This is a genomic window from Robinsoniella sp. RHS (assembly GCF_001029355.1).
Taxonomy (GTDB): domain Bacteria; phylum Bacillota; class Clostridia; order Lachnospirales; family Lachnospiraceae; genus Robinsoniella; species Robinsoniella peoriensis.
Map to the genome: position 1 here is coordinate 37,009 of NZ_JNGB01000013.1, position 22,009 is coordinate 59,017.

Consider the following 22,009-nt stretch of genomic DNA (forward strand, 5'->3'; position numbering starts at 1 on the left):
TTTAAATCCTGGCCTGTATTATCCGTGCAATAAATATAATTTTGTAGTACAATCAGAAGAAAAATGGTTGGGGGAATTCATATTAAAAAGATAAAATTTTTAACAGCATGGGCAGTTTTTCTGTTCCTGATTGCTGCAGTGCCTTCCATTAAAGTGCAGGCGGAAGGTCAGACGATAAAAGGCCAGATCTTATATTATAATTTTAAAGATATAAAGTCGGCTGTGATCGAGGATGTTTCCGGGCGGGGAAATGACGGGGTGATCAGAAATTATCAGGAGGACGGTGTACGGATCAGCACAGAAGTAATAAACGGAGTGCGATTAAATGCCCTGGATCTGCAGGGAGGAACCACGGGTGCATATCTGGAACTTCCATCCGGTATTTTAGAGAATGAGACGGAAATTACCGTTAGTACATGGGTTAATCTGCGGTCTTCTGCTCGGTACCAGAGAATTTGGGATTTTGGCAATAACCAGAGTTCTTATATGTATTTGCTTTCCAATGGTAATAATAAAGGTTTTAAAGGTTACGCCACAGCTATTACAAACCAGGGATGGACCCATGAAAGCGGAGTGGAAAAAGGCAGTGATTTTCCTCGAAACACCTGGGTTTTTACAACAGTAACTATAGAGGATAACCATATAACCCTTTATGAAGATGGAAAGGTGATCGGAGAAGCCAGGACAAAGGCCAGTCTTTCAGAATTGGGGGCTACCAGAAATAATTATTTTGGGAAGGGACAATTTACGGATGAACCTATGAATGGCAAGCTGGCTGAGATTGCCATCTATAACTATGCCATGGATGAGATGCAGGTAGAAGCACTGTTTGAAAGTGGAATAAATGATCAGCTGGATCCCCTGGATGTTCGTATGGATGCAGACCGGCTGTTATACAGCTATCGCCAGAATTATAAGGTGGATACTAAAGGTGCCGTTCCTCTGACCGGATGGGAAAATCCGGCAGGATTGTTAAGAGGAAGGGCAGCCGGGGAATGGCTGACAAATCTGGCACAGAGCTATCAGTACAAGCAGGATCAAACCCTGAAGGAAAAAGCCTTCTATATGATACACGAGCTCAGGAGCCTGCAGCTTCTGTCAGAAGGAATGGGATGGGGAACGGGATATCTGGGTGCAGACAGTCCGGATCAAATCTCTCGTCTGGAGAACGGTAAGTCTTACCCTGAAACAGGGGCGCCATTTGCCGTTCTGGGCAGTCTGATGAATGGGCTTTTAGATACATACTGTACTATGGACAGTCAGGAGGCACTTGAGACGGCTCAGTGTCTGGGAAAATGGATCATAGAACGCAGCAGTAATTATACAAAAGGGCAGAAAAAAGCAATGTGGAGCCAGGATGTCAGCGGTGATACTCATGCTTTGGGTGGTGCATTGGCGAGGCTGTCCAGTATTGTAAAGGATGAAAGTTATTTAAAAAGTGCCTGGAATTTTGTGCAGATGGAATGGTATACGGCTATGAAAGAGGGCAGAGACCGAATGAATCTGCAGTCTGTCCAGGCGGCGGTATCGCAGGCGGAAACCCTGCTTGAAATTTCATGCACAGATCCTGCAAATACAGAAGCGGCCAAAGCGGCTGCAAATTTTTGGGATATGGCAACTCAAGAATATACTTATGCCACCGGGATGACAGGTGTAAATGGCAGATTCAGAAATGAGAATCAGAAGATAGAAAACACAGTTTTAGAAAGAGAAAAAAATAAAAGGATCTGCCGCCGCATGCTGGAATTAACCTGGAAACTGCATCAGGTTAATCCATACAAAGCAGACTATATGGATTATTATGAAAACCTGTTAGGCAATCAACTTCAAGAAGATGGAGGATGTGAATATACCGATGCACTCAGGATATTCGAAGTCAGGGATAATATGGTAACCGTTAATCTGTACCGGACTGGAGAAAAAACACTCAGCGAACAGGGATTAAAAATTCTCATGGAAGCGGGCGTATTCAGTGAAGAAGCAAAGCTTAAGGTTGAGAACCTGGATAAGCCGAACAATAGCAGGGTGCGTGTCAGATTCAGGATTCCATCCTGGTGTGGCAAAAATATGAGGATACAGGTAAATGGTGTGGAAACAGAAACGGTAGAAGAGCAAGGCTTTCGGGTGCTTCCAGAGCTTTCGGGCGGTGATGAAGTACAGCTGCATCTTCCGTTCTCCTGTTATCTGAAAAAGGGAAATAAGGATGAGGTGGCTGCGGTTATGTACGGTCCTTTTGTCATGGTGAGCGAAACGCCTGTTTATAAAGATACACTGATTCTCACAAAAAAGGTAACGGATATGACAGAACGGATTGGATATTCCATGCCTGCCCTTTCCATAAACGGAGTAAAATTTATACCTTACGCTGCATCTGTTTATTCAAACCGAAAAATCTATTATCAGATTCTTTACACAGAGAGTCCGGATAGCAAATGGTATGAAGTCAGGATTGACGATGAGGGGATGGAAGGAGGAAGTATCCTGACGGACAGAGAGCTGGTATTTGAAAATCAACAGGTAAATATATACACAAATCCAAAAGAGGGGTATATGCTTCAAAATCTGATGGTAAATGGAAAAGAGGTAAAGGTTGAAGAAGACGGAAGCTTTCATATTGAAAATGTGACAGGTGATCTGTCAGTTTCCGGCACCTTCACACAGAAAAATCCGTTGACAGTGCAAAGCGACAGTCTGGAACAGACGGCTTCGCTTAGCGCCCATTATACGGCTTCCTGGGAAAATTTAAATGGAATAAAAGATGCCGGATTCCACCCGGCTTCTTCCAATGAAGGAATGGGAAAGGGATGGGGAAACTGGCAGCAGCCTGCCGGTGCCTCCTGCTGGATTGCATATAACTGGATAGAACCCGTTGCAATAGGAGCCTGTGAAATATACTGGTATGATGATGAGGATGATACCGGGGCTCCTTCGGATTTCCATGTGGAATACCTGGATCAAAAAGGGGAATGGTGCAGGGCAGTCATGAAAACAGATGCAGGAAAATTACTAAATAAAGACCAGTATAACGGTTTTTCCCTGGAACCCGTAACCACAAAAGGACTGCGTCTGGTCATGACGGTAGCAGAGGATAAGCGGGCCACCGGAATTTACCGCTGGAAAGTGAGTGAGCGCGAAACGAAATGAAAAAATTAAAATTCAGTTCCTGGTTTTATAATCGGAAAATCTGGCAGAAACTGATTATTACGTTTGTGCTTGCAGTACTGCTTCCCATCAGTATTTCCTGGTATGTCATGATGAGTATGAATCAAAAGCAAATGGAAAATAAAATCCAGGAATTAATGACCAGCCAGCTGGTGCAGATTTCAGAAAGGGTAGATCTGACTCTGGATATCTACATGAACCTGGTTTACCAGATGAATGTGGACAGCGGTCTGATTGATGAAATCAAAGGATTAAAAAGCAAGGAGATTAACAAACAGGTGGAAAGCCGCCATAATATTTACAGCCGGCTGCAGGAATACAACAATTCGGTGGGAGGAATACGCTGTATCAGTGTCATCACTGCCAGTGGAACGGATGTAACTTATGATTGGGGGACAGCCTCCGTCAGAGAGAATATATGGAAAGATTATGTGGATCTGAGAGAAACTGCTGCCTATAAAAAAGCGCAGGAATCCACAGGGATTGCGATCCTGCCAACTGCTGTCATGGAGCAGGATGAGGAACAGCTGCATGTATTTCAGATAGCAAAAGCGATCTACGATCTTGATGAGCTGGAAAGTGAACCTATCGCAGCCATTGTAATGATCCTGGATGAAAGTATTCTGAAAAAACTTTGTGAAAATGACAGGGAGATTGCATGGAACGGAATTAACTTTATACTGGATAGTCAGAGCCGTATCATTACCTATCCTGATTCATTTTTTGCCGGTACGACCCTGGAGGCTAATCAAAATATCACAGATTTTATCAGGATGACAGGGGAAATGGAAGATAAAAAAATAGGGATTAGTACTTATGAAGATACAAAAACGGATTGGGTATATTATAATGCCTATGATCTGGAGAAGATCCTCGCTGAAATTAGCGATACAAGAAGGAATGCCCTGATTCTTGGAGGAATCCTGATTATATCCGCCTGCTTTCTGATTTCAGGCACAGTCCGGAACATAGGTGATTCGGTAAAAACAATTATTACAGGAATCCAGGCGGTAAAAAGCGGCGATTTAAAAACAGAGATTCGACTGGAGTATAAAGACGAACTGGGAGAAATAGCCGAAAATTTTAACGACATGACAGAACGGGTTTCTATTTTGATAGAGGAAGTAGAAGGGGTTACCGAAAAACGAAAGAATGCGGAGATACGGGCATTGGAAGCGCAGATCAATCCTCATTTTCTGTATAATACCCTGGACTCTATCAACTGGCTGGCAATTAGCAGAGGTGAAGATGAAATCAGTGAAATGCTGAGAAATCTGGGCATTATTTTACGCTATAGTGTAAATAAAAGTAACATAGAGGTAAGCATAGCGGAAGTGGCGGACTGGATTGATAAATATATCAGCCTCCAGCAGATGCGTTTTGACCATGCCTTCGAGTTCCAGCTTACGGTACAGGAAGTATGCAAAGAATACAGGATCAAGAAACTGCTGATACAGCCATTCATAGAAAATGCGCTGATCCATGGTTTTAAAGGAATAGAAGAGGGTGGAATGCTGCGTGTGGATATTTCGCTGACAGAAGAGGGAAAACATATCTGCGTTATCATAGAGGATAATGGAAACGGGCTGGATCAGAGACAGGTGACAAAATATAATGACTGGTCTGCAGCTGTGGAGGAAGACCAGGAAAAGATTGGTTTAAATAATGTATTTTCCAGGATAGAGATGTATTATGGAGAGAAGGCTGACTGGAATGTTATTAGTATACCGGATATCGGCACTATCATTACCTTGCGGTTTCCGGCGAATAGAATAGAGGTAAAGATATGAGAATTGTAATTGTAGAAGATGAGAAAAAGGTGCGGGAGGGAATGGCTGCAATGATAGACAGCCACACCCGCCATACCGTAGCAGCAGAGGCAGCCAATGGAAAAGCTGGACTGGAGATAATTCTAAAACTCAGGCCGGATCTGGTCATAACGGATATCCGCATGCCGGTTCTGGACGGACTGGAGATGATCAGAGCGTTAAAAGAGAAAAATTTGTCCTGCCATATTATTGTGTTAAGCGGGTATTCTGAATTTGAATACGCCAAAAAGGCCATCACCTACGGGGTAGACGAATATCTGCTGAAACCGTTGACCGCCTCCGACATCCAGAATGCTTTAAGAAAAGTGGAAGATAAGATGGAACAGGAAATTCTGGCATTGAAAGGGACTCCAGAGAGCTGCTTGCGGGATATTATTGAGGGAAACACGGAACCGGATCTGATCGAACTGTTTGAATTTCAGAAAAATATGAAATTTCTAATGGCAGCCTGTTATTTTGGAAGTATGACGAAAGAGTATGAAGACCGTGTGCACGAGTTTTTCCAATATAGTAAAGAGAATTTTCCTGACAAACATAACGGCAAAGAGAACGTTTCTTCAAACTTACATATTTACAGCTTTTATCAGGGAAACAGCAGGATTTACTATGCACTGATCAGTGGATTTGATTATCTGGATGAATTTGAAGAAGAAATCTACCGGAAATTAGTGAGAGAATACCGGGGGAAAAGCAGGCACCCGCTATGGGCATGTACGCATTTTTCGGATAGTGGAAGGATTTACCAGTGTGCAGAGGAGTTAAAGGGTTATCTGGACTATGGGATTACGGCACCGGGCTTCCCGGGATGGTATACCGGTCATTTTGCAGAGGAATGTAAGTGGGAGCAGTTTAAAACTCCGGTACAGATTCTGCAGAAAATAAAGTCAGATATCTGTCAGGAGCATATGGGAGAAGCAGGTAAGAATTTAGATCTTCTGGCAGAATACCTGCAAGGGCATTCCTTCCGCAAAGAAGAGATTCGCCAGGCACTGATCCGGTGCTATTTTATGGTGACCGGACTGCTGCAGGATCTGGATAAAAAGCGATTCCAGAAACTGCAGAGCTACAATCTGGAGCATTCATTAAACCAGATTATGACCTGGGAAGAAATGAAACAGAATTTTGGCAGGATACGGGATGTGCTAATGCAGGGAACGGCCAGGAGGCAGGATATCAGTAACTATATTATCGTGAAGGTACTTAATTATATACAGGAACACTACAGTGAAAAAATAGTTTTAGATGAAATTGCAGTACAGATGGGACTGACACCGGAATATTTAAGCACGCTGTTTAACCGGGAGGTAAAAGAGAATTTTACAGTGTTTTTGAAGAAATTCCGTATCGACCATGCCAAACGTCTTTTGACAGGAACCGATATGAAAATCTATGAGGTGGCACAGGAGGTGGGATACAGCGATGCTAAATATTTTATCAAAGTATTTAAAGAAAAGGAAGGAATATCACCGGGAGATTATCGCGAAATGCAGCATTAGTATGGCATTCTTGTGTCTGACAGGGCTTTTGTACGGCTGCAGCGCAGGGAAAGGCTCCATAGCGGAAACATCCATATCAGAGGACGGTAAAGAAACGCTGGTTTTATGGTCTTATTATGAAACAAAGGAGCAGCAGGACAGTCTGGACCGGCTCATCGAGGCATTCAACACCTCTCAGGGGAGATACCGGATGAAATGGGAATACCATGGACCCGTCATTGAGTTTGACAAAAAGCTTGCCCTTGCCCTGACTGAAAAAGAAATGCCGGATCTCGTTATTGCGGACCAGTCAAATATGCAGGCATATATCAGCAAAGGATTATTAGAAGATATCACATCTTACGTACAGTATTCCGGAAAAGAACCTGAGTATTTTGAGTCGGCGCTTGGGGCTGCGAAAAGTCAGGACCGGTATTATGGGCTTCCGTTCTGCTGCAATACGGCAGCACTGTTTTATAACAAAGACTATCTGGCAAAAGCGGGTATCGAAGCCCCTGAGAATCTGCATGAATTTGTTCTTGCTGCAAAAGTGTTGTCTGACGGAGATACCTATGGCTTTGGTATGTCAGCAGCCAGAGGCAGCCAGTCCGCATCCCAGATCCTTCCCTGGGTTATTTCCACTGGGGACAGCGAGAATGTGCTGGAGCGTGATGATACCCTGAATTTTTTTGCAGTCATACAGGAACTGGTGCAGTCCGGTTCCATGCCAAAAGAATGCATCAATTGGTCTGGGAATGATGTGGCACGCAGTTTTCTGGCCGGTGAAATTGCCATGATGGAAAACAGTATGGATGTTCTTCCGCTTCTGGAAAAAAGCAGTGTTTCCACAGGAGTCGTAAAACTCCCCTCCGGAGAAGGAAGAAAAAGTATGGCAGGCGGTGAAAATATTGGAATCCTGAAAGGCAAAAATAAAACAGGCGCTCTGGCATTCCTGGATTTTTATCTGGATGACCCGGTTATGGAGCAAATCTGCGGTCCCCAATTTGGACTGGCCCCTAAAAAAGAACTTGCAAGAAAACAGGCAGAGAAAGATTCCAGGTACAAAGTGTTTGAAGAAGAACTGGAAAACAGTATCAGCAGAAATAGTTATGCTCAGTGGTCAGCGTCGTCGGATAAGTTGTCGGAGGCTTTGATTGAGATCATTCTGGAGAAACGAAAAATTGGGTTTCGCTGAGGAAGGGGACGCTTTGTATAATATTAGGTAGTGTACGGAAAGATGGGAGTGGGAAACTTGTATGAACTCCGTCAGCTGGCCGCAGAACTGGTATTTTCTAACCTTTCCGAAGAGCTTTTTGGCGGCACGCGGGCATTCACCGGGAAATCCTGATGCATTTCCCGGTTCAGTGCCCGCTTAGTATCCGATGGGAGCCAGTCGAATACTATCCGCCAAAAAACACTCCGGAAAGGTAAGTAAATACTCAGTTCTGCTCTACGCTTCCTCCGTCCATACAAGTTTCCCACACCCATCTTTCCGAGATCCAGGCTGTTGCCACAAAGCTGGTTTTCTCAGCAGGGTGGAGACCCTTGGGCGGTGACGGTTTGTTCGTTTTTGGATGCAGCATTGTGTGTTTGGCAGTTCAGTGTGAAAGGGGGATGATAAGACGAAATTTTACCTGCTTTCCTTGTCACAGATTTAACTGGATGTAGGTACTATAACCACAAATATACTGTAGTAGAATTTAGATACAGTTCAGAGTGATAACATCCAGCTGGTTTATTGGTTTTTAAGTGTTCTATGCCAATAGCGTTCAGCATGCCACACGCCCGGGGTCCAATCATGCTGAGAAAACCAGCTTTGTATCAATAAACTGGATCCCGGAAAGATAAGGGGGCGGACCATGGCAGGCGTTTGGAAGGCGTATAGCAGATCTGAGCATTTACTTACCTTGCCGGAGTGTTTTTTGGCGGATAGTATCCGACTGGCTCCCATCGGATACTAAGCGGGCAGTGAGCTGCGAAATGCATCAGGATTTCGGAGCGAATGCCCGCGTGCCGCCAAAAAGCGCTTCGGGAAGGTTAGAAAATGCCAGTTCTGCGGTAAGCCTTCCAAACGCCTGCCATGGTCCGCCCCCTTATCTTTTCGCGCACTACATCTATCTACAAAGCGTCCTCTTCCCAGCTAAACCCAAATTTAAAGTAGTTCTCCCCATAAAATTCTAGCATTCCTCTTTTTTTTATGCTATGATATCAAATAGTGGGATTTTCTGTCCCAAAATGTTAAAATAAAGAATGAGGTATCTATAGAGATGAGATGGAATAAATTTACGTTAAAAACCCTGACTGAGGCGGAAGATATTGTCATATCTACTTTAGCTGATGTTGGAGTAGAAGGGGTAGAGATTGAAGATAAAGTACCCCTTACCGAATCGGATAAACAGCAGATGTTCGTGGATATTCTTCCGGATGGTCCGGAAGATGACGGGATTGCTTATTTAAGCTTTTATCTGGAAGAAGATGTAGATAAGGAAGAGATGCTGAAAAATGTCCGCAGGGAATTGGAAGAACTTCGTACCTTTATCGATATCGGTGAAGGTACAATTGTTGAGAGCCAGACGGAGGATAAGGACTGGATTAACAATTGGAAACAATATTTCCATCAGTTCTATGTGGATGATATTCTGATTATACCATCCTGGGAAGAAGTAAAGGAAACAGATGAGGATAAAATGATTATCCATATCGATCCGGGTACGGCGTTCGGTACAGGTATGCATGAGACCACGCAGCTTTGTATGCGTCAGCTGAAAAAGTATGTGAATTCAGATACGGAAATTCTGGATGTAGGTACGGGAAGCGGCATTTTATCTATTGTTGCCATTAAGCTTGGCGCCAAACATGCAGTGGGAACGGATCTGGATCCCTGTGCCATCAATGCTGCAAAAGAAAATCTGGAAGTGAATGAGATTGCAGCTGAGAAAATGGATGTTATGATTGGTAATATCATCGATGATAAAAATATTCAGGATCAGGTGGGTTATGAAAAGTATGACATCGTGGCGGCTAACATTCTGGCGGATGTGCTGGTGCCGCTGACACCGGTAATTATACACCAGATGAAGAAAGGCGGTATCTATATTACATCCGGTATCATTGATGATAAAGAAGAATGTGTTGTAGAAGCAGTCAAAGCTGCAGGTCTGGAAGTAGTGGAAGTGACACACCAGGGCGAGTGGGTTTCTGTAACGGCCAGAAAGAATTAGGTGGGTTCATGTATCATTTTTTTGTATCTCCGGAACAGATTGGAGAAAAAGAAATTATAATAAACGGTGACGATGTAAACCATATTAAAAATGTACTGCGGATGAATATCGGTGAGCAGATCAGTATCAGCAGCGGACAGGATAATAAGGAATACCGATGTGAAATTACAGAATATGACACAAATGCAGTCCGGGCTAAAGTCATGTGGGTGGAAGAAGCCGGTATGGAACTTTCCTCTAAGATTTATCTTTTTCAGGGGCTGCCAAAGAATGATAAAATGGAACTTATCATACAGAAGGCAGTGGAACTGGGTGCATACGAGATTATTCCGGTGGCAACCAGACGCGCGGTTGTTAAGCTGGATGCGAAAAAGGAAGAGTCCAAGAGAAAACGTTGGAACAGCATATCCACAAGTGCCGCAAAGCAGTCCAAACGTTCCGTGATTCCGATGGTGACTAAGGTGATGAGTTTTAAAGAAGCTGTCATTTATGCAAACGAACTGGATATTAAACTAATCCCCTATGAACTGGCATCCGGAATGCAGAAGACAAAAGATGTCATAGGCAATATCCAAAAAGGACAGTCTATTGGAATCTTTATAGGTCCGGAAGGTGGATTTGATGAAGCGGAAGTAGAAGCGGCAAGAGAGGCAGGAGCTGTGCCGATTACACTGGGAAAGCGTATTTTGAGAACGGAAACAGCAGGTATGACAGTCTTGTCAATACTTATGTTTACTCTGGAGGACTAGAAATAATGGAAGCATATTTAGATAATTCAGCTACCACCAGATGCCTGGAAAGTGTAAAAGATATAGTCGTGAAAACGATGATGGACGATTATGGGAATCCTTCTTCCAAGCATCTGCGCGGTGTAAATGCTGAGAAATATATAAAAGAGGCAAGAGATGTAATTGCAAAAACCATGAAAGTAAATGAAAAAGAAATTTTCTTTACTTCTGGCGGAACAGAATCAAATAATTGGGCTCTCATAGGTGCGGCAATGGCGAATAAGCGTGCCGGAATGCATGTGATCACTACGGCAATTGAGCATCCGGCAGTGATCCAGCCGATGCAGTATCTGGCTGAGCAGGGATTTCGGGTAAGCTACATTCCGGTGGGGCGTGATGGTAAGCTGAATATGCAGGCGCTGGAAGAGGCTGTCTGTGATGAAACAATCCTGATTTCCGCCATGTATGTAAATAACGAGATGGGAGCGGTTCAGCCAATAGAAGAAATAGCCGCTTTGATTAAGAAGAAAAAACCCGGGATACTCTTCCACGTGGATGCCATTCAGGCATATGGGAAATACCGTATTCTGCCTAAAAAAATGGGAATTGATATGTTGTCTGTAAGTGCACATAAGATTCATGGACCCAAAGGCGTGGGCTTTTTATATGTCAATGAAAAAGTGAAGATAAAGCCTCTGATTCTGGGAGGCGGTCAGCAAAAAGGAATGCGTTCCGGTACCGATAATGTCTCTGGTATAGCGGGGCTTGGTGTGGCGGCCAAAGAGGCTTACACAGACTTTGAAGAGAAGATCAGCCATTTGTACCGGATAAAAGATCTGTTTATAAAAGGGGTAAGTGAGATACCGGATACGGTGGTTAACAGCCGGGAGGGTAAGTTTGGCGCACCCCAGATTGTAAGTGTGAGCTTTCGTGGAATCCGAAGTGAGGTGCTGCTTCATGCATTGGAGGAAAAGGAGATCTATGTTTCGTCGGGGTCGGCGTGCTCATCTAATAAGAAGCTGCCCATCAGCACAGTGTTAAAAGAAATCGGTCTGGAAAAAGATCTGCTGGAAACGACGGTGCGATTTAGCTTCAGTCATTTTACTACGGATGAAGAGATAGCATATTGTCTGGAAGAATTAAATAAAATAGTGCCTGTTCTGAGGAAATACTCCAGGCATTAGAGCCTGTTTTGCATCCCGCTGCACCTTTTGAATTAGGCATACTTAAGCATAAGCAGAGGCGTGACAGGGGACACAGAGGCTGTATATTAAGTGATAGATAGGAGAAAAGATGTTTAAAGCATTTTTAATAAAATACGGAGAAATAGGAATCAAGGGTAAGAACCGTTATTTATTTGAAGACGCACTGGTAAAACAAATCCGCCATGCGTTAAAAGAAGTAGAAGGTGAGTTTTACGTTCATAAGGAACAGGGAAGAATCTATGTGGACTGCCTGAGCGTATTTGACTTTGAAGAGACAGTGGAAGCACTGCAGAGGGTTTTTGGAATCGTAGGAATCTGCCCGGTTGTTAAGGTAGACGATGATGGGTTCGACAGCCTGGCAAGTAATGTGATTGATTATATGTCACAGGTGCACCCGGATAACAATCAGACCTTTAAAGTAAATGCCAGAAGAGCAAGAAAGAACTATCCGATGACATCTATGGAATTAAATTGCGACCTGGGTGAACGGATTCTGGAAGCATTTGACGGCATGAAAGTAGATGTGCATAAACCGGAAATTCTGTTGAATGTGGAAATTCGTGAAAAAATCTATATTTATTCTAAAATCATACCGGGACCGGGTGGAATGCCGGTAGGCACAAACGGGAAAGCAATGCTGCTTTTATCCGGTGGAATCGACAGTCCGGTTGCAGGATATATGATTTCCAAAAGAGGCGTAAAGATCGATGCTGTATATTTCCACGCTCCGCCTTATACAAGCGAACGTGCCAAACAAAAGGTGGTAGATCTGGCAAAACTGGTATCCAGGTACTCCGGACCCATTAATCTGCATGTAGTAAACTTTACAGATATCCAGCTGTATATCTATGACAAGTGCCCTCATGAGGAACTGACTATTATTATGCGCCGCTATATGATGCGTATTGCAGAGCATTTTGCAAAAGAGACCGGCTGTCTTGGTCTTATTACAGGGGAGAGCATCGGTCAGGTAGCAAGCCAGACTATGCAGAGCCTTGCAGCCACTAATGAAGTTTGTACCCTTCCGGTTTTCCGTCCGGTAATCGGCTTTGACAAACAGGAAATAGTCGATGTTTCCCTGAAAATCGGGACATATGAGACATCCATTCTTCCATTTGAAGACTGCTGTACCATTTTCGTTGCAAAACATCCGGTTACAAAACCGAATATTAATATAATCAAACGTTCAGAAGTCAGTCTGGAAGAGAAGATAGAAGAATTAATGAAAACTGCAATTGAAACAACAGAAACAATCTGGGTGGAATAACATATATTCCGGAGCCTGTTTGAAAATCCGTTGCACAAAATCAGGCAATCGTACCTGGTGCAGGCATTTTTAAACAGGCTCTAAGATTTGAAGAACAGAAAGGTTTTTGAATTAAAAAAAGACAAATCGAAATCGATTTGCCTTTGCATTCCATTTAATATTATGTTATTAATTAGATGATGTATGGTTTTAATGCAGCTAAAATGCTGTCAACATCATCTTCAGCATGGATATTTAAGTCGATCGGTTTAGATAAATCTAAACTGAAGATACCCATGATAGATTTTGCATCGATTACGTATCTTCCTGATACGAGATCAAAATCATAATCAAATTTTGTAATATCATTTACAAATGATTTTACTTTATCGATGGAATTTAAAGAAATCTGTACTGTCTTCATTGGAAAAACCTCCCTTGTATTTTTGTTTCTTATATCTTACATTTTGTGGTAACAAAAGTCAATGCGAAAACTCACAAAGTTGGGAAGAGTTATTCGTCAAAAGTTATAAAATTGTACAATTTGTTTGTTGATTTTACGAAAGATTTACGAAAAGTATTTAATTGCATACAATTGTAAAGTATATCTATGAGAAAGGTGTTAACATGAATCAAAAAACAGTAGCGCTGCATAATCTGGGATGCAAAGTAAATGCATATGAAACCGAAGCGATGCAGCAGATTTTACAGGAAAATGATTATAAAATAGTTCCCTTTGAGCCGGGAGCCGATATCTATATCATTAATACATGCACGGTAACAAATATTGCGGATCGCAAGTCCAGACAGATGCTCCACAAAGCTAAAAAGATGAATCCGGGTGCAATTGTAGTGGCTGCCGGATGTTATGTACAGGCATCGAAAGAAGAACTGAAAAAAGACGATGCGATCGATATTGTAATTGGAAATAATAAGAAAAAAGATCTGGTTTCTATCCTGAAAGCTTATGAAATAAATCAGGATGAAGAAGAAGCAATTATCGATGTCAACCATACATCAGAGTATGAAAACCTGACGATTTCCAGAACGGCGGAGCACACCAGGGCATATATAAAGGTGCAGGATGGATGCAACCAGTTCTGCAGCTATTGTATCATACCCTATGCCAGAGGCAGAGTGCGCAGCAGGGGTACTGAAGATGTAAAAAACGAGGTTGCAAATCTTGCAAAAGCAGGATATCAGGAAGTGGTTCTGACCGGTATTCATTTAAGTTCTTACGGTATAGATCTGGGATCAGACTTATTGGAACTGATTGTAACGGTTCATCAGATAGAGGGAATTCAGAGAATCCGTCTGGGGTCCTTAGAGCCTCGTATTATTACAGAAGAATTTGCGAAAAAATTAAGCTCTTTGGAAAAGATCTGTCCGCATTTCCACCTGTCTTTACAGAGTGGATGTGATGAGACTTTAAAAAGAATGAACCGACGTTATGATACCAGAGAATTTGAAGAAAAATGCATAATTTTGCGAAAATATTTTGATCAGCCGGCGCTGACCACAGATGTAATTGTTGGTTTTCCGGGTGAGACAGAGGAAGAATTTCACACAACAAAAGAGTTCTTAAAAAGAATCCGTTTTTTTGAAACACACATCTTTAAATATTCCAGGCGTAAGGGTACGAAAGCTGCAGTTATGGAAAACCAGATAGATGAAAATATAAAAAATATCCGCAGCCAGGAACTGATCCGGTTAAACGAAGAAAACCAAACGGCATATGAAGAAAGCTTTTTTGGGAAAGAATCTGAGATTCTTTTTGAAGAAAAAATAAGTGTGGAAGAAAAAGATTATTTTATAGGACATACGCGGGAATATATTAAGGCAGCATGCCCTGCAGATGCTGATTATTCCAATTGTCTGATGAAAAAGAGATTGCAGGGAAGACTGAAAAATCATCTGCTATTATGTGAAAATTAGGAAAATTTACGGGAATAAAAGAAGCAGTTGAGAAACTTTTTTGAAAAATGGGATTGTAATTTTCCTTTATTTATATTAGAATGAATGTAAAGTTTAATTAAGGGCGTGATAAAATGGGAAAGATTAGTAATACACAATATTTTAACGTAAACTCAGACGCAGAGATCCGGGTAAAGGACGTACTGGATACCGTTTATAATGCAATGACTGAAAAAGGCTATAATCCTGTGAATCAGATTGTAGGCTATATTATGTCAGGTGATCCAACATATATCACCAGTCATAACAATGCCAGAAGCATGATTATGAAAGTTGAACGGGACGAGCTTGTCGAAGAGTTATTAAAAGAGTATATCAAGAATAAGGCATGGCAGTAGCGGCACTATGAGAACAATGGGATTGGACTTTGGCTCCAAAACAGTAGGTGTGGCTATCAGCGATGCTTTGGGAATTACCGCCCAGGGGATTGAAATTGTACGAAGAACGTCCGAAAATAAGCTTCGTCAGACCCTGGCAAGAATAGAAACATTGATACAGGAATATGAAGTTGGAAAGCTGGTGCTCGGCTTTCCGAAAAATATGAATAACACAATTGGTGACAGGGCTGAAAAGTCTTTGGCATTTAAAGAAATGCTGGAGAGAAGGACAGGTCTGGAAGTTGTCATGTGGGATGAAAGGCTTACAACCGTAGAAGCGAACCGTACTTTAATGGAAAGCAATGTGCGAAGAGAAGACCGTAAAAAGTATGTGGATCAACTTGCGGCTGTGTATATCCTGCAGGGCTATTTAGACAGTGAGGGAATGAGGTTAAAATAATAATGGAAAAAATTAAATTTACTTTTGCAGACACAGAAGAGGCTGCAGAGTTTTTTGTGTTGGAACAAACACGTATAAATGGTATGAATTATATTCTGGTTACCGAATCCGATGATGAGGAAGAAGATGCGGAAGCATTTATATTAAAAGATTTGTCAGCAGACGGAGAACAGGAAGCACTTTATGAGATCGTAGAAGATGACGAAGAATTGGAAGCAGTATCTAAGATTTTCGGTGAGATGCTGGAAGATGTTGATATCACTTTGTAAAGAAATATGCAGGTATGGGCTGCGTATATAAGTATAGATAAAAATAAAACAAGTAGGCAAAGGAGGTCTAATTGATTGAAAAATATTAATAACTCAAAATTGAAAATCATTCCGCTCGGTGGTTTGGAACAGATCGGAATGAACATTACTGCCTTTGAATTTGAAGACAGTATTATTGTTGTGGATTGCGGATTGTCATTTCCGGAAGACGACATGCTGGGAATTGACCTGGTAATCCCCGATATCACTTATCTGAAGAACAATATTCAGAAAGTAAAGGGATTTGTGATTACCCATGGACACGAGGATCATATTGGTGCTCTTCCATATGTTCTTAAGGAGATCAATGTTCCGATTTATGCAACTAAGCTGACAATTGGAATCATTGATAACAAATTAAAGGAACACAATTTACTGAAGACGACAAAGCGAAAGGTGATTAAGCATGGACAGGCCATTAACCTGGGAGCTTTTCGTATCGAATTTATCAAGACAAATCACAGTATCGCAGACGCTTCCGCCCTGGCTATTTATTCACCAGCAGGAACCGTGGTGCATACAGGAGATTTTAAAGTAGATTATACACCGGTATTTGGAGATGCAATTGATTTACAGCGATTCGGAGAAATTGGAAAGAAGGGCGTTCTGGCCCTGATGTGTGACAGTACAAACGCGGAAAGACCGGGCTTTACCATGTCTGAACGGACAGTTGGTAAAACTTTTGACAATATATTTGCAGAGCATAAAAATACGAGAATTATTATTGCGACGTTTGCATCGAATGTAGACAGAGTTCAGCAGATTATTAATTCGGCATATAAATACGGAAGAAAAGTAGTAGTAGAAGGAAGAAGTATGGTAAGTATCATCACCATTGCTTCCGAGTTAGGATATATCAGCATACCGGAACATACATTAATTGATCTGGAACAGATGAAAAATTATCCGGATGAGCAGATGGTGTTAATTACTACCGGAAGTCAGGGAGAATCTATGGCTGCGCTGTCCAGAATGGCATACGACATGCACCGTAAGATCAGCATTAAGCCGGGGGATACGGTTATCTTCAGTTCCAACCCGATTCCGGGAAATGAGAAGGCGGTTTCTAAAGTTATTAATGAATTATCCATGAAGGGTGCTGATGTTATTTTCCAGGATGCACACGTATCCGGACATGCCTGCCAGGAAGAGATTAAATTGATTTATTCCCTGGTACGTCCGAAATATGCAATACCCGTTCACGGCGAATACCGCCATTTGAAAGCACAGGCTGGAATTGCAGGCAATCTTGGTATTTCTAAAGAGAACATTTTTATTTTATCTTCCGGAGATGTATTGGAACTGGACGACAAACAGGCAAAAGTAGTTGATAAGGTACAGACAGGAGCAATTCTGGTAGACGGACTTGGTGTAGGTGACGTGGGGAACATTGTTCTTCGTGACAGACAGCACCTTGCGGAAGACGGAATTCTGATTGTGGTACTGACGCTTGAAAAATACAGTAACCAGCTGCTTGCGGGTCCCGATATTGTTTCCAGGGGATTTGTATATGTCAGAGAGTCAGAGATTCTTATGGAAGAGGCAAGGCGGGTAGTAGAGGAATCTTTAGACCATTGTTCGGATAAGAATATTACGGACTGGGGCAAAATTAAAAGCTCAATCAAAGATTCACTGAGTGATTATCTCTGGAAAAAGACAAAGCGTAACCCGATGATATTGCCAATTATTATGGAAGTATAAGGATTGATAGAAATGGACAAGGTGACAGCGTGCTTAGAAGCTCTGGTGGAAGCGGTGCAGGAATGTACGGCGTACAGAGACTTTGAGAAGGCGAAAATCAGACTGAAAGATAACCCGGAATTAAAGGCACAAATTGATGAATTTCGTAAGAAGAATTTTGAAATGCAGAGTTTGAAAGAAGATAAAGATCTGTTTCAGGAGCTTCAGAAGATTCAGAAAGATTATGCGGAGTTTCGGAAAAATCCTCTGGTGGAGGACTATCTAAAGTCAGAGCTGCGTGTCTGTAAGATGCTCCAGAAGATCGATCAGGATATAATGAATGTGATTGAAATGGACATAGACGACTTTGCCGGTGAGCTCAACTTATAGGAGGCCGTAGTTTGAAAGAAGACCGCTTTCAAATTACTAATTAAGGAATAGCGCAAGCTGGCTTGTGCTGTTCAGGAGGATATATATGAATGCCAAAAAAGTAGTGTTATCCATAACGATGACCTGTGTAAAAATGGTAATCCTTATTTTAATTGTATATGCGCTATTTGTCTTTGGCAGACATGCTTACGATTTTGGTTTTCAGGTCTTTGCAGGGGAGACGGTATCAGATCCTCCCGGGAAAGAAGTGGCGGTTACCATAACAGATGATATGTCAGTTATGGAGATCGGTGAACTGTTGGAAAACAAAGGACTGATAAAAGATGCAAAAGTTTTCTGGGTACAGGAAAAATTGTCAAAGTACAGTGGTAAATTAAAAAAAGGTAACTATATTCTGACGACGGCGCAGGATGCGGATGAGATGCTGGAAGAGCTGGCTCAGGAAACAGAAGCACAGACGGAAGAATAGGATGGAACAGCAGTGATTGTAGATGAAAGAATGGTAACCTATATCAACTCTCTGGATGTGGGAAATACGCCTTTTTTAGATGAATTGGAGAGACAGGCATGTGAAGATTATGTGCCGATTATCCGCCGGGAGATGCAGAGCTTTTTAAAAGTACTTCTGACGGTCCACCGTCCGAAGAAGATTCTGGAGGTTGGGACAGCAGTGGGTTTTTCTACTCTGCTGATGAGTGAATATACAGGTGAAGACTGTCATATTACAACCATTGAAAAATATGAAAAAAGGATTCCCATTGCACGGGAAAATTTCAAAAAAGCAGGTCGGGAAGACCGGATTACCCTTTTAGAGGGGGATGCCATGGAAATTTTAAAAGAGCTGCAGGGCAGCTTCGACTTTATTTTTATGGATGCTGCTAAGGGGCAGTATATTCATTTCCTGCCGGAAGTATTAAGGCTTCTGGGAACGGGAGGCATACTGGTATCGGACAATGTCCTCCAGGACGGTGATATCATAGAGTCCCGGTTTGCAGTAGAACGCAGGAACAGGACGATTTATAAAAGAATGAGAGACTACCTCTATGAATTGAAACATAACGAACAGCTTCTGACGACAATTATTCCAATTGGAGACGGGGCGACGGTGAGTATAAAGCGAGAGCGTGCCTGAAAAATATTTTCACCAATCGGCACATCTCTACACAAACTGGACCGTACATCTTGATTTAAGCAATTATCAAACACGATCAGGGACGGAGGGATAACTTCCGTCCCTGTTTATGCAGAGCAAAAGAAAGGATAGAAGGTTGAAAGAAAATTATGATTTAGAAAGGAAGCCACAGAGTGATTCTTTCAACCTGTTTTATTGTGGCAGTATTGCAGGCAAGCCTGCAATATGCAATTGGGTATAAACATGAGAAAACCAGAATTACTGATACCGGCAAGCAGCCTGGAGGTATTAAAAACAGCAGTTATATTTGGGGCGGATGCCGTATATATCGGCGGAGAAGCATTCGGACTGAGGGCAAAAGCCAAGAATTTTTCTATGGAAGATATGAAGGCCGGAATTGCATTCGCGCATCAGTATGGCGTTAAAGTATACGTGACGGCTAATATTCTTGCCCATAACCTTGATTTAGACGGGGTAGAGGAGTATTTTAAGGAACTGCGGCAAATTGGTCCGGATGCCCTGATTATTGCGGACCCAGGAGTTTTTATGATCGCAAAAAGAGTATGCCCGGAAATCGAACGCCATATCAGTACCCAGGCAAACAATACGAATTACGCAACCTACCTCTTCTGGCATGAGCTGGGGGCAAAGCGTGTAGTGACAGCCAGAGAATTATCTTTGGAGGAAATCAGGGAAATCAGAGCGCATATACCGGAAGAGATGGAAATCGAAACTTTTGTACATGGTGCCATGTGTATTTCTTATTCCGGAAGATGCCTTCTGAGCAATTATTTTACCGGCAGGGATGCCAACCGGGGGGCCTGCACGCATCCATGCCGATGGAAATATTCTATTGTGGAAGAGACAAGGCCCGGAGAATACATGCCTGTTTATGAAAATGAACGGGGAACCTATATATTTAATTCCAAGGATCTCTGTATGATTGAGCATGTGCCGGAATTGATGGAATCGGGCATAGACAGTTTCAAAATTGAAGGAAGAATGAAAACGGCCCTTTACGTGGCAACCGTTGCCAGGACATACCGCAAAGCAATTGATGATTATGCCATTGATCCGAAACGCTATGAACAGAATATGCCATGGTATAAAGAGCAGATTTCCAATTGCACATACCGGCAGTTTACAACGGGATTTTTCTTTGGAAAACCGGACGAAACGACGCAGATTTATGACAGCAATACCTACATGAAAGAATATACCTATCTTGGAATAGTAGGCGAATGCAATGCAGACGGGCTGTACAGAATAGAACAGCGCAATAAATTTTCGGTTGGCGAAGAAATTGAAGTTATGAAACCAAACGGAGACAACCTGAACGTAACGGTGAAACAGATTCTGGATGAGGATGGAAATCCCCAGGAAAGCGCACCCCACCCGAAGCAGGTACTCTGGATTGACCTTGGGACAGCCATGGATCCGTATGATATTTTAAGAAGAGCAGAATAAAGGACAACCAAAAATAAATGGGAAAGGCACTAATAAGAGATTTGTAACATACAATGTTATAAATCCGCTTTGAGGTGCTTTTTTTGAAGACATTTCCCAAGCCGCTTACTGCCGAAGAAGAAAAGCTGTTTCTTCAAAAATACAAGGAGGGCGACCTGGACGCAAAGAGGATTCTAATCGAACGTAACCTGAGATTGGTAGCCCACGTCGCCAAAAAATATCAAAGGCCGGAAGAAGATTCGGAAGATCTGATTTCCATAGGAACCATTGGCCTTATAAAAGCAGTGACTACCTTCGATCATAGTAAAAACAATCGTTTAGCCACTTATGCCGCCAGGTGTATTGAAAATGAACTCCTCATGATGCTAAGGATGCGTAAAAAAACTTCCAAGGAAGTCTCTCTCTACGAGCCAATCGGAATGGACAAAGAGGGAAATGAAATCAGCCTTCTGGACATTATTGAAAGCAATAATGTGGATGTGATTGAAACCATGGAGTTAGAAGAAAATACAAAAAAATTGTATGAAATCTTCAAAGTATATTTGAATGACAGAGAACAAAAAGTACTGGCTCTCCGGTATGGGCTCTTTGGTGCAAAAGAGACAACACAGCGGGAGATCGCAAAAGCCCTCGGCATATCCAGGTCTTACGTTTCCAGGATTGAAAAAAATGCTTTAAAAAAATTGCGGGAAGGCTTCTGATATAAAAATGAAAGCCTTTATCCAGATATATGCAAGAAGCAGGAATTGTGCTATAATGCCAAAAAGGCAGCTGTATGGGACGGCATCAGGCAGCTGAAAATGAACCAGAGAGGAAGATGAGGATTATGCTATATTTGTTTTCGGAGGAAATACTTGCCGCAACAGGAAAAGAAAAACGGCAGCAGCAGAGTAAAATCGGATATCAGCTGCTGGCATTTGGATTGAGAGATGAATATGGAATAGATAAGCTTCCCGATATTGGAAAAAGAGAGCATGGGAAGCCATACCTTCCTGATTATCCCCGTATCCACTTTAATGTAAGCCATTGTCAGAATGGGATAGTGTGCGGTATCCATGAGAAAGAGATAGGCGTGGATATAGAAAAACTGCTGGTGTATAAAGAAAATATCGTAAAACGGATCAGTCATGAAAATGAATGGAAGCTGTTTGGTCATGTACCGGATGAAGAAAAAAACCGTATTTTTGGCAGGATCTGGGTATCGAAAGAAAGTTATCTAAAACAGCAGGGAACCGGTATCAACAGGGATTTGAGAAGTCTGGATTTTTCTGCATGCACACGGGACGCATTTTTTCAATATGGCTGCCGGTTTCAGATCCGGCAGATGGAAAATTGTAACATTGCGGTGTGCAGTGAAAAGGAAATATGCGGCATCCGGGTGTTAGGGGCGTCGGACCTTCAAAATATTTAGCAGG

The 22,009-nt window shown here is 42.3% G+C and carries 20 protein-coding genes; 19 read left to right on the top strand and 1 reads right to left on the bottom strand.

Going from position 1 to position 22,009, the window contains the following annotated elements; genetic code table 11:
* Positions 1 to 63 precede the first annotated feature (63 nt).
* The 8 genes from RHS_RS06335 (at position 64) to thiI (ending at position 12,887) form a co-directional block, all read left to right on the top strand.
* The gene (locus tag RHS_RS06335; RefSeq protein WP_047832667.1) at positions 64 to 3,144 is read left to right on the top strand and encodes a beta-L-arabinofuranosidase domain-containing protein; all 3,081 of its coding nucleotides are present in this window, start codon (positions 64 to 66) and stop codon (positions 3,142 to 3,144) included.
* Positions 3,141 to 4,952 (top strand): sensor histidine kinase, encoded by a 1,812-nt coding sequence (locus RHS_RS06340; RefSeq protein WP_047832668.1) that lies wholly within the window; start codon positions 3,141 to 3,143, stop codon positions 4,950 to 4,952. Before RHS_RS06335 ends, RHS_RS06340 begins: the two co-directional genes overlap by 4 nt.
* The gene (locus tag RHS_RS06345; protein ID WP_047832669.1) at positions 4,949 to 6,487 is read left to right on the top strand and encodes a response regulator; all 1,539 of its coding nucleotides are present in this window, start codon (positions 4,949 to 4,951) and stop codon (positions 6,485 to 6,487) included. Before RHS_RS06340 ends, RHS_RS06345 begins: the two co-directional genes overlap by 4 nt.
* Positions 6,411 to 7,661: an ABC transporter substrate-binding protein gene (locus RHS_RS06350; protein WP_070040785.1), complete on the top strand. Its 1,251-nt coding sequence runs from the start codon at positions 6,411 to 6,413 to the stop codon at positions 7,659 to 7,661. The genes RHS_RS06345 and RHS_RS06350 overlap by 77 nt, the downstream gene beginning before the upstream one ends.
* A gap of 1,072 nt (positions 7,662 to 8,733) precedes the next feature.
* Positions 8,734 to 9,687: a 50S ribosomal protein L11 methyltransferase gene (gene prmA, locus RHS_RS06355; protein WP_027297005.1), complete on the top strand. Its 954-nt coding sequence runs from the start codon at positions 8,734 to 8,736 to the stop codon at positions 9,685 to 9,687.
* A gap of 8 nt (positions 9,688 to 9,695) precedes the next feature.
* Positions 9,696 to 10,436, top strand: coding sequence for a 16S rRNA (uracil(1498)-N(3))-methyltransferase (locus RHS_RS06360; protein ID WP_047832670.1), 741 nt, complete (start codon positions 9,696 to 9,698; stop codon positions 10,434 to 10,436).
* Between the two features lie 5 nt (positions 10,437 to 10,441).
* Positions 10,442 to 11,599 (top strand): cysteine desulfurase family protein, encoded by a 1,158-nt coding sequence (locus RHS_RS06365; protein ID WP_044294097.1) that lies wholly within the window; start codon positions 10,442 to 10,444, stop codon positions 11,597 to 11,599.
* Positions 11,600 to 11,708: 109 nt separating this feature from the next.
* Positions 11,709 to 12,887 carry a tRNA uracil 4-sulfurtransferase ThiI gene (gene thiI, locus RHS_RS06370; RefSeq protein ID WP_027297008.1) on the top strand — a complete coding sequence of 393 codons (1,179 nt, stop codon included), beginning with the start codon at positions 11,709 to 11,711 and terminating at the stop codon, positions 12,885 to 12,887.
* 172 nt (positions 12,888 to 13,059) lie between these two features.
* On the opposite strand, the gene RHS_RS06375 is transcribed toward thiI, so the two are convergent.
* Positions 13,060 to 13,290 carry an HPr family phosphocarrier protein gene (locus tag RHS_RS06375; protein WP_027297009.1) on the bottom strand — a complete coding sequence of 77 codons (231 nt, stop codon included), beginning with the start codon at positions 13,288 to 13,290 and terminating at the stop codon, positions 13,060 to 13,062.
* 203 nt (positions 13,291 to 13,493) lie between these two features.
* Between RHS_RS06375 and mtaB the strand changes: the two genes are divergently transcribed.
* From mtaB to RHS_RS30345, 11 genes are all read left to right on the top strand, one after another.
* Positions 13,494 to 14,801 (top strand): tRNA (N(6)-L-threonylcarbamoyladenosine(37)-C(2))-methylthiotransferase MtaB, encoded by a 1,308-nt coding sequence (mtaB, locus tag RHS_RS06380; protein WP_047832671.1) that lies wholly within the window; start codon positions 13,494 to 13,496, stop codon positions 14,799 to 14,801.
* Positions 14,802 to 14,914: 113 nt separating this feature from the next.
* On the top strand, positions 14,915 to 15,178 hold the full coding sequence (locus RHS_RS06385; protein WP_027297011.1) for an IreB family regulatory phosphoprotein: 264 nt from the start codon (positions 14,915 to 14,917) through the stop codon (positions 15,176 to 15,178).
* Between the two features lie 7 nt (positions 15,179 to 15,185).
* Positions 15,186 to 15,617, top strand: coding sequence for a Holliday junction resolvase RuvX (gene ruvX / locus RHS_RS06390; RefSeq protein ID WP_027297012.1), 432 nt, complete (start codon positions 15,186 to 15,188; stop codon positions 15,615 to 15,617).
* A 2-nt stretch (positions 15,618 to 15,619) separates the two neighbouring features.
* Complete coding sequence (locus RHS_RS06395; protein WP_027297013.1) at positions 15,620 to 15,886, top strand: DUF1292 domain-containing protein; 267 nt, start codon at positions 15,620 to 15,622, stop codon at positions 15,884 to 15,886.
* A gap of 75 nt (positions 15,887 to 15,961) precedes the next feature.
* Complete coding sequence (locus tag RHS_RS06400) at positions 15,962 to 17,626, top strand: ribonuclease J (protein WP_027297014.1); 1,665 nt, start codon at positions 15,962 to 15,964, stop codon at positions 17,624 to 17,626.
* A gap of 12 nt (positions 17,627 to 17,638) precedes the next feature.
* Positions 17,639 to 17,995, top strand: coding sequence for a YlbF family regulator (locus RHS_RS06405; protein WP_027297015.1), 357 nt, complete (start codon positions 17,639 to 17,641; stop codon positions 17,993 to 17,995).
* 85 nt (positions 17,996 to 18,080) lie between these two features.
* Positions 18,081 to 18,464 (top strand): endolytic transglycosylase MltG, encoded by a 384-nt coding sequence (locus tag RHS_RS06410; RefSeq protein ID WP_047832765.1) that lies wholly within the window; start codon positions 18,081 to 18,083, stop codon positions 18,462 to 18,464.
* A gap of 12 nt (positions 18,465 to 18,476) precedes the next feature.
* Entirely contained in the window at positions 18,477 to 19,127 is a 651-nt protein-coding gene (locus RHS_RS06415; RefSeq protein WP_027297016.1) for an O-methyltransferase, read from the top strand.
* Positions 19,128 to 19,370: 243 nt separating this feature from the next.
* Positions 19,371 to 20,594: a U32 family peptidase gene (locus RHS_RS06420; RefSeq protein ID WP_027297017.1), complete on the top strand. Its 1,224-nt coding sequence runs from the start codon at positions 19,371 to 19,373 to the stop codon at positions 20,592 to 20,594.
* Positions 20,595 to 20,677: 83 nt separating this feature from the next.
* Positions 20,678 to 21,295, top strand: coding sequence for an RNA polymerase sporulation sigma factor SigK (gene sigK, locus RHS_RS06425; RefSeq protein ID WP_027297018.1), 618 nt, complete (start codon positions 20,678 to 20,680; stop codon positions 21,293 to 21,295).
* 125 nt (positions 21,296 to 21,420) lie between these two features.
* Positions 21,421 to 22,005: a 4'-phosphopantetheinyl transferase family protein gene (locus RHS_RS30345; RefSeq protein ID WP_395021558.1), complete on the top strand. Its 585-nt coding sequence runs from the start codon at positions 21,421 to 21,423 to the stop codon at positions 22,003 to 22,005.
* The last annotated feature ends 4 nt before the right edge of the window (positions 22,006 to 22,009 follow it).

Bases quoted from the DNA above. Each gene is read 5' to 3' on its own strand.
- RHS_RS06335 (WP_047832667.1), top strand. From the start codon at position 64: ATGGTTGGGGGAATTCATATTAAAAAGATAAAATTTTTAACAGCATGG.
- RHS_RS06340 (WP_047832668.1), top strand. From the start codon at position 3,141: ATGAAAAAATTAAAATTCAGTTCCTGGTTTTATAATCGGAAAATCTGG.
- RHS_RS06345 (WP_047832669.1), top strand. From the start codon at position 4,949: ATGAGAATTGTAATTGTAGAAGATGAGAAAAAGGTGCGGGAGGGAATG.
- RHS_RS06350 (WP_070040785.1), top strand. From the start codon at position 6,411: ATGCTAAATATTTTATCAAAGTATTTAAAGAAAAGGAAGGAATATCAC.
- prmA (WP_027297005.1), top strand. From the start codon at position 8,734: ATGAGATGGAATAAATTTACGTTAAAAACCCTGACTGAGGCGGAAGAT.
- RHS_RS06360 (WP_047832670.1), top strand. From the start codon at position 9,696: ATGTATCATTTTTTTGTATCTCCGGAACAGATTGGAGAAAAAGAAATT.
- RHS_RS06365 (WP_044294097.1), top strand. From the start codon at position 10,442: ATGGAAGCATATTTAGATAATTCAGCTACCACCAGATGCCTGGAAAGT.
- thiI (WP_027297008.1), top strand. From the start codon at position 11,709: ATGTTTAAAGCATTTTTAATAAAATACGGAGAAATAGGAATCAAGGGT.
- RHS_RS06375 (WP_027297009.1), bottom strand. From the start codon at position 13,290: ATGAAGACAGTACAGATTTCTTTAAATTCCATCGATAAAGTAAAATCA.
- mtaB (WP_047832671.1), top strand. From the start codon at position 13,494: ATGAATCAAAAAACAGTAGCGCTGCATAATCTGGGATGCAAAGTAAAT.
- RHS_RS06385 (WP_027297011.1), top strand. From the start codon at position 14,915: ATGGGAAAGATTAGTAATACACAATATTTTAACGTAAACTCAGACGCA.
- ruvX (WP_027297012.1), top strand. From the start codon at position 15,186: ATGAGAACAATGGGATTGGACTTTGGCTCCAAAACAGTAGGTGTGGCT.
- RHS_RS06395 (WP_027297013.1), top strand. From the start codon at position 15,620: ATGGAAAAAATTAAATTTACTTTTGCAGACACAGAAGAGGCTGCAGAG.
- RHS_RS06405 (WP_027297015.1), top strand. From the start codon at position 17,639: ATGGACAAGGTGACAGCGTGCTTAGAAGCTCTGGTGGAAGCGGTGCAG.
- RHS_RS06410 (WP_047832765.1), top strand. From the start codon at position 18,081: ATGAATGCCAAAAAAGTAGTGTTATCCATAACGATGACCTGTGTAAAA.
- RHS_RS06420 (WP_027297017.1), top strand. From the start codon at position 19,371: ATGAGAAAACCAGAATTACTGATACCGGCAAGCAGCCTGGAGGTATTA.
- RHS_RS30345 (WP_395021558.1), top strand. From the start codon at position 21,421: ATGCTATATTTGTTTTCGGAGGAAATACTTGCCGCAACAGGAAAAGAA.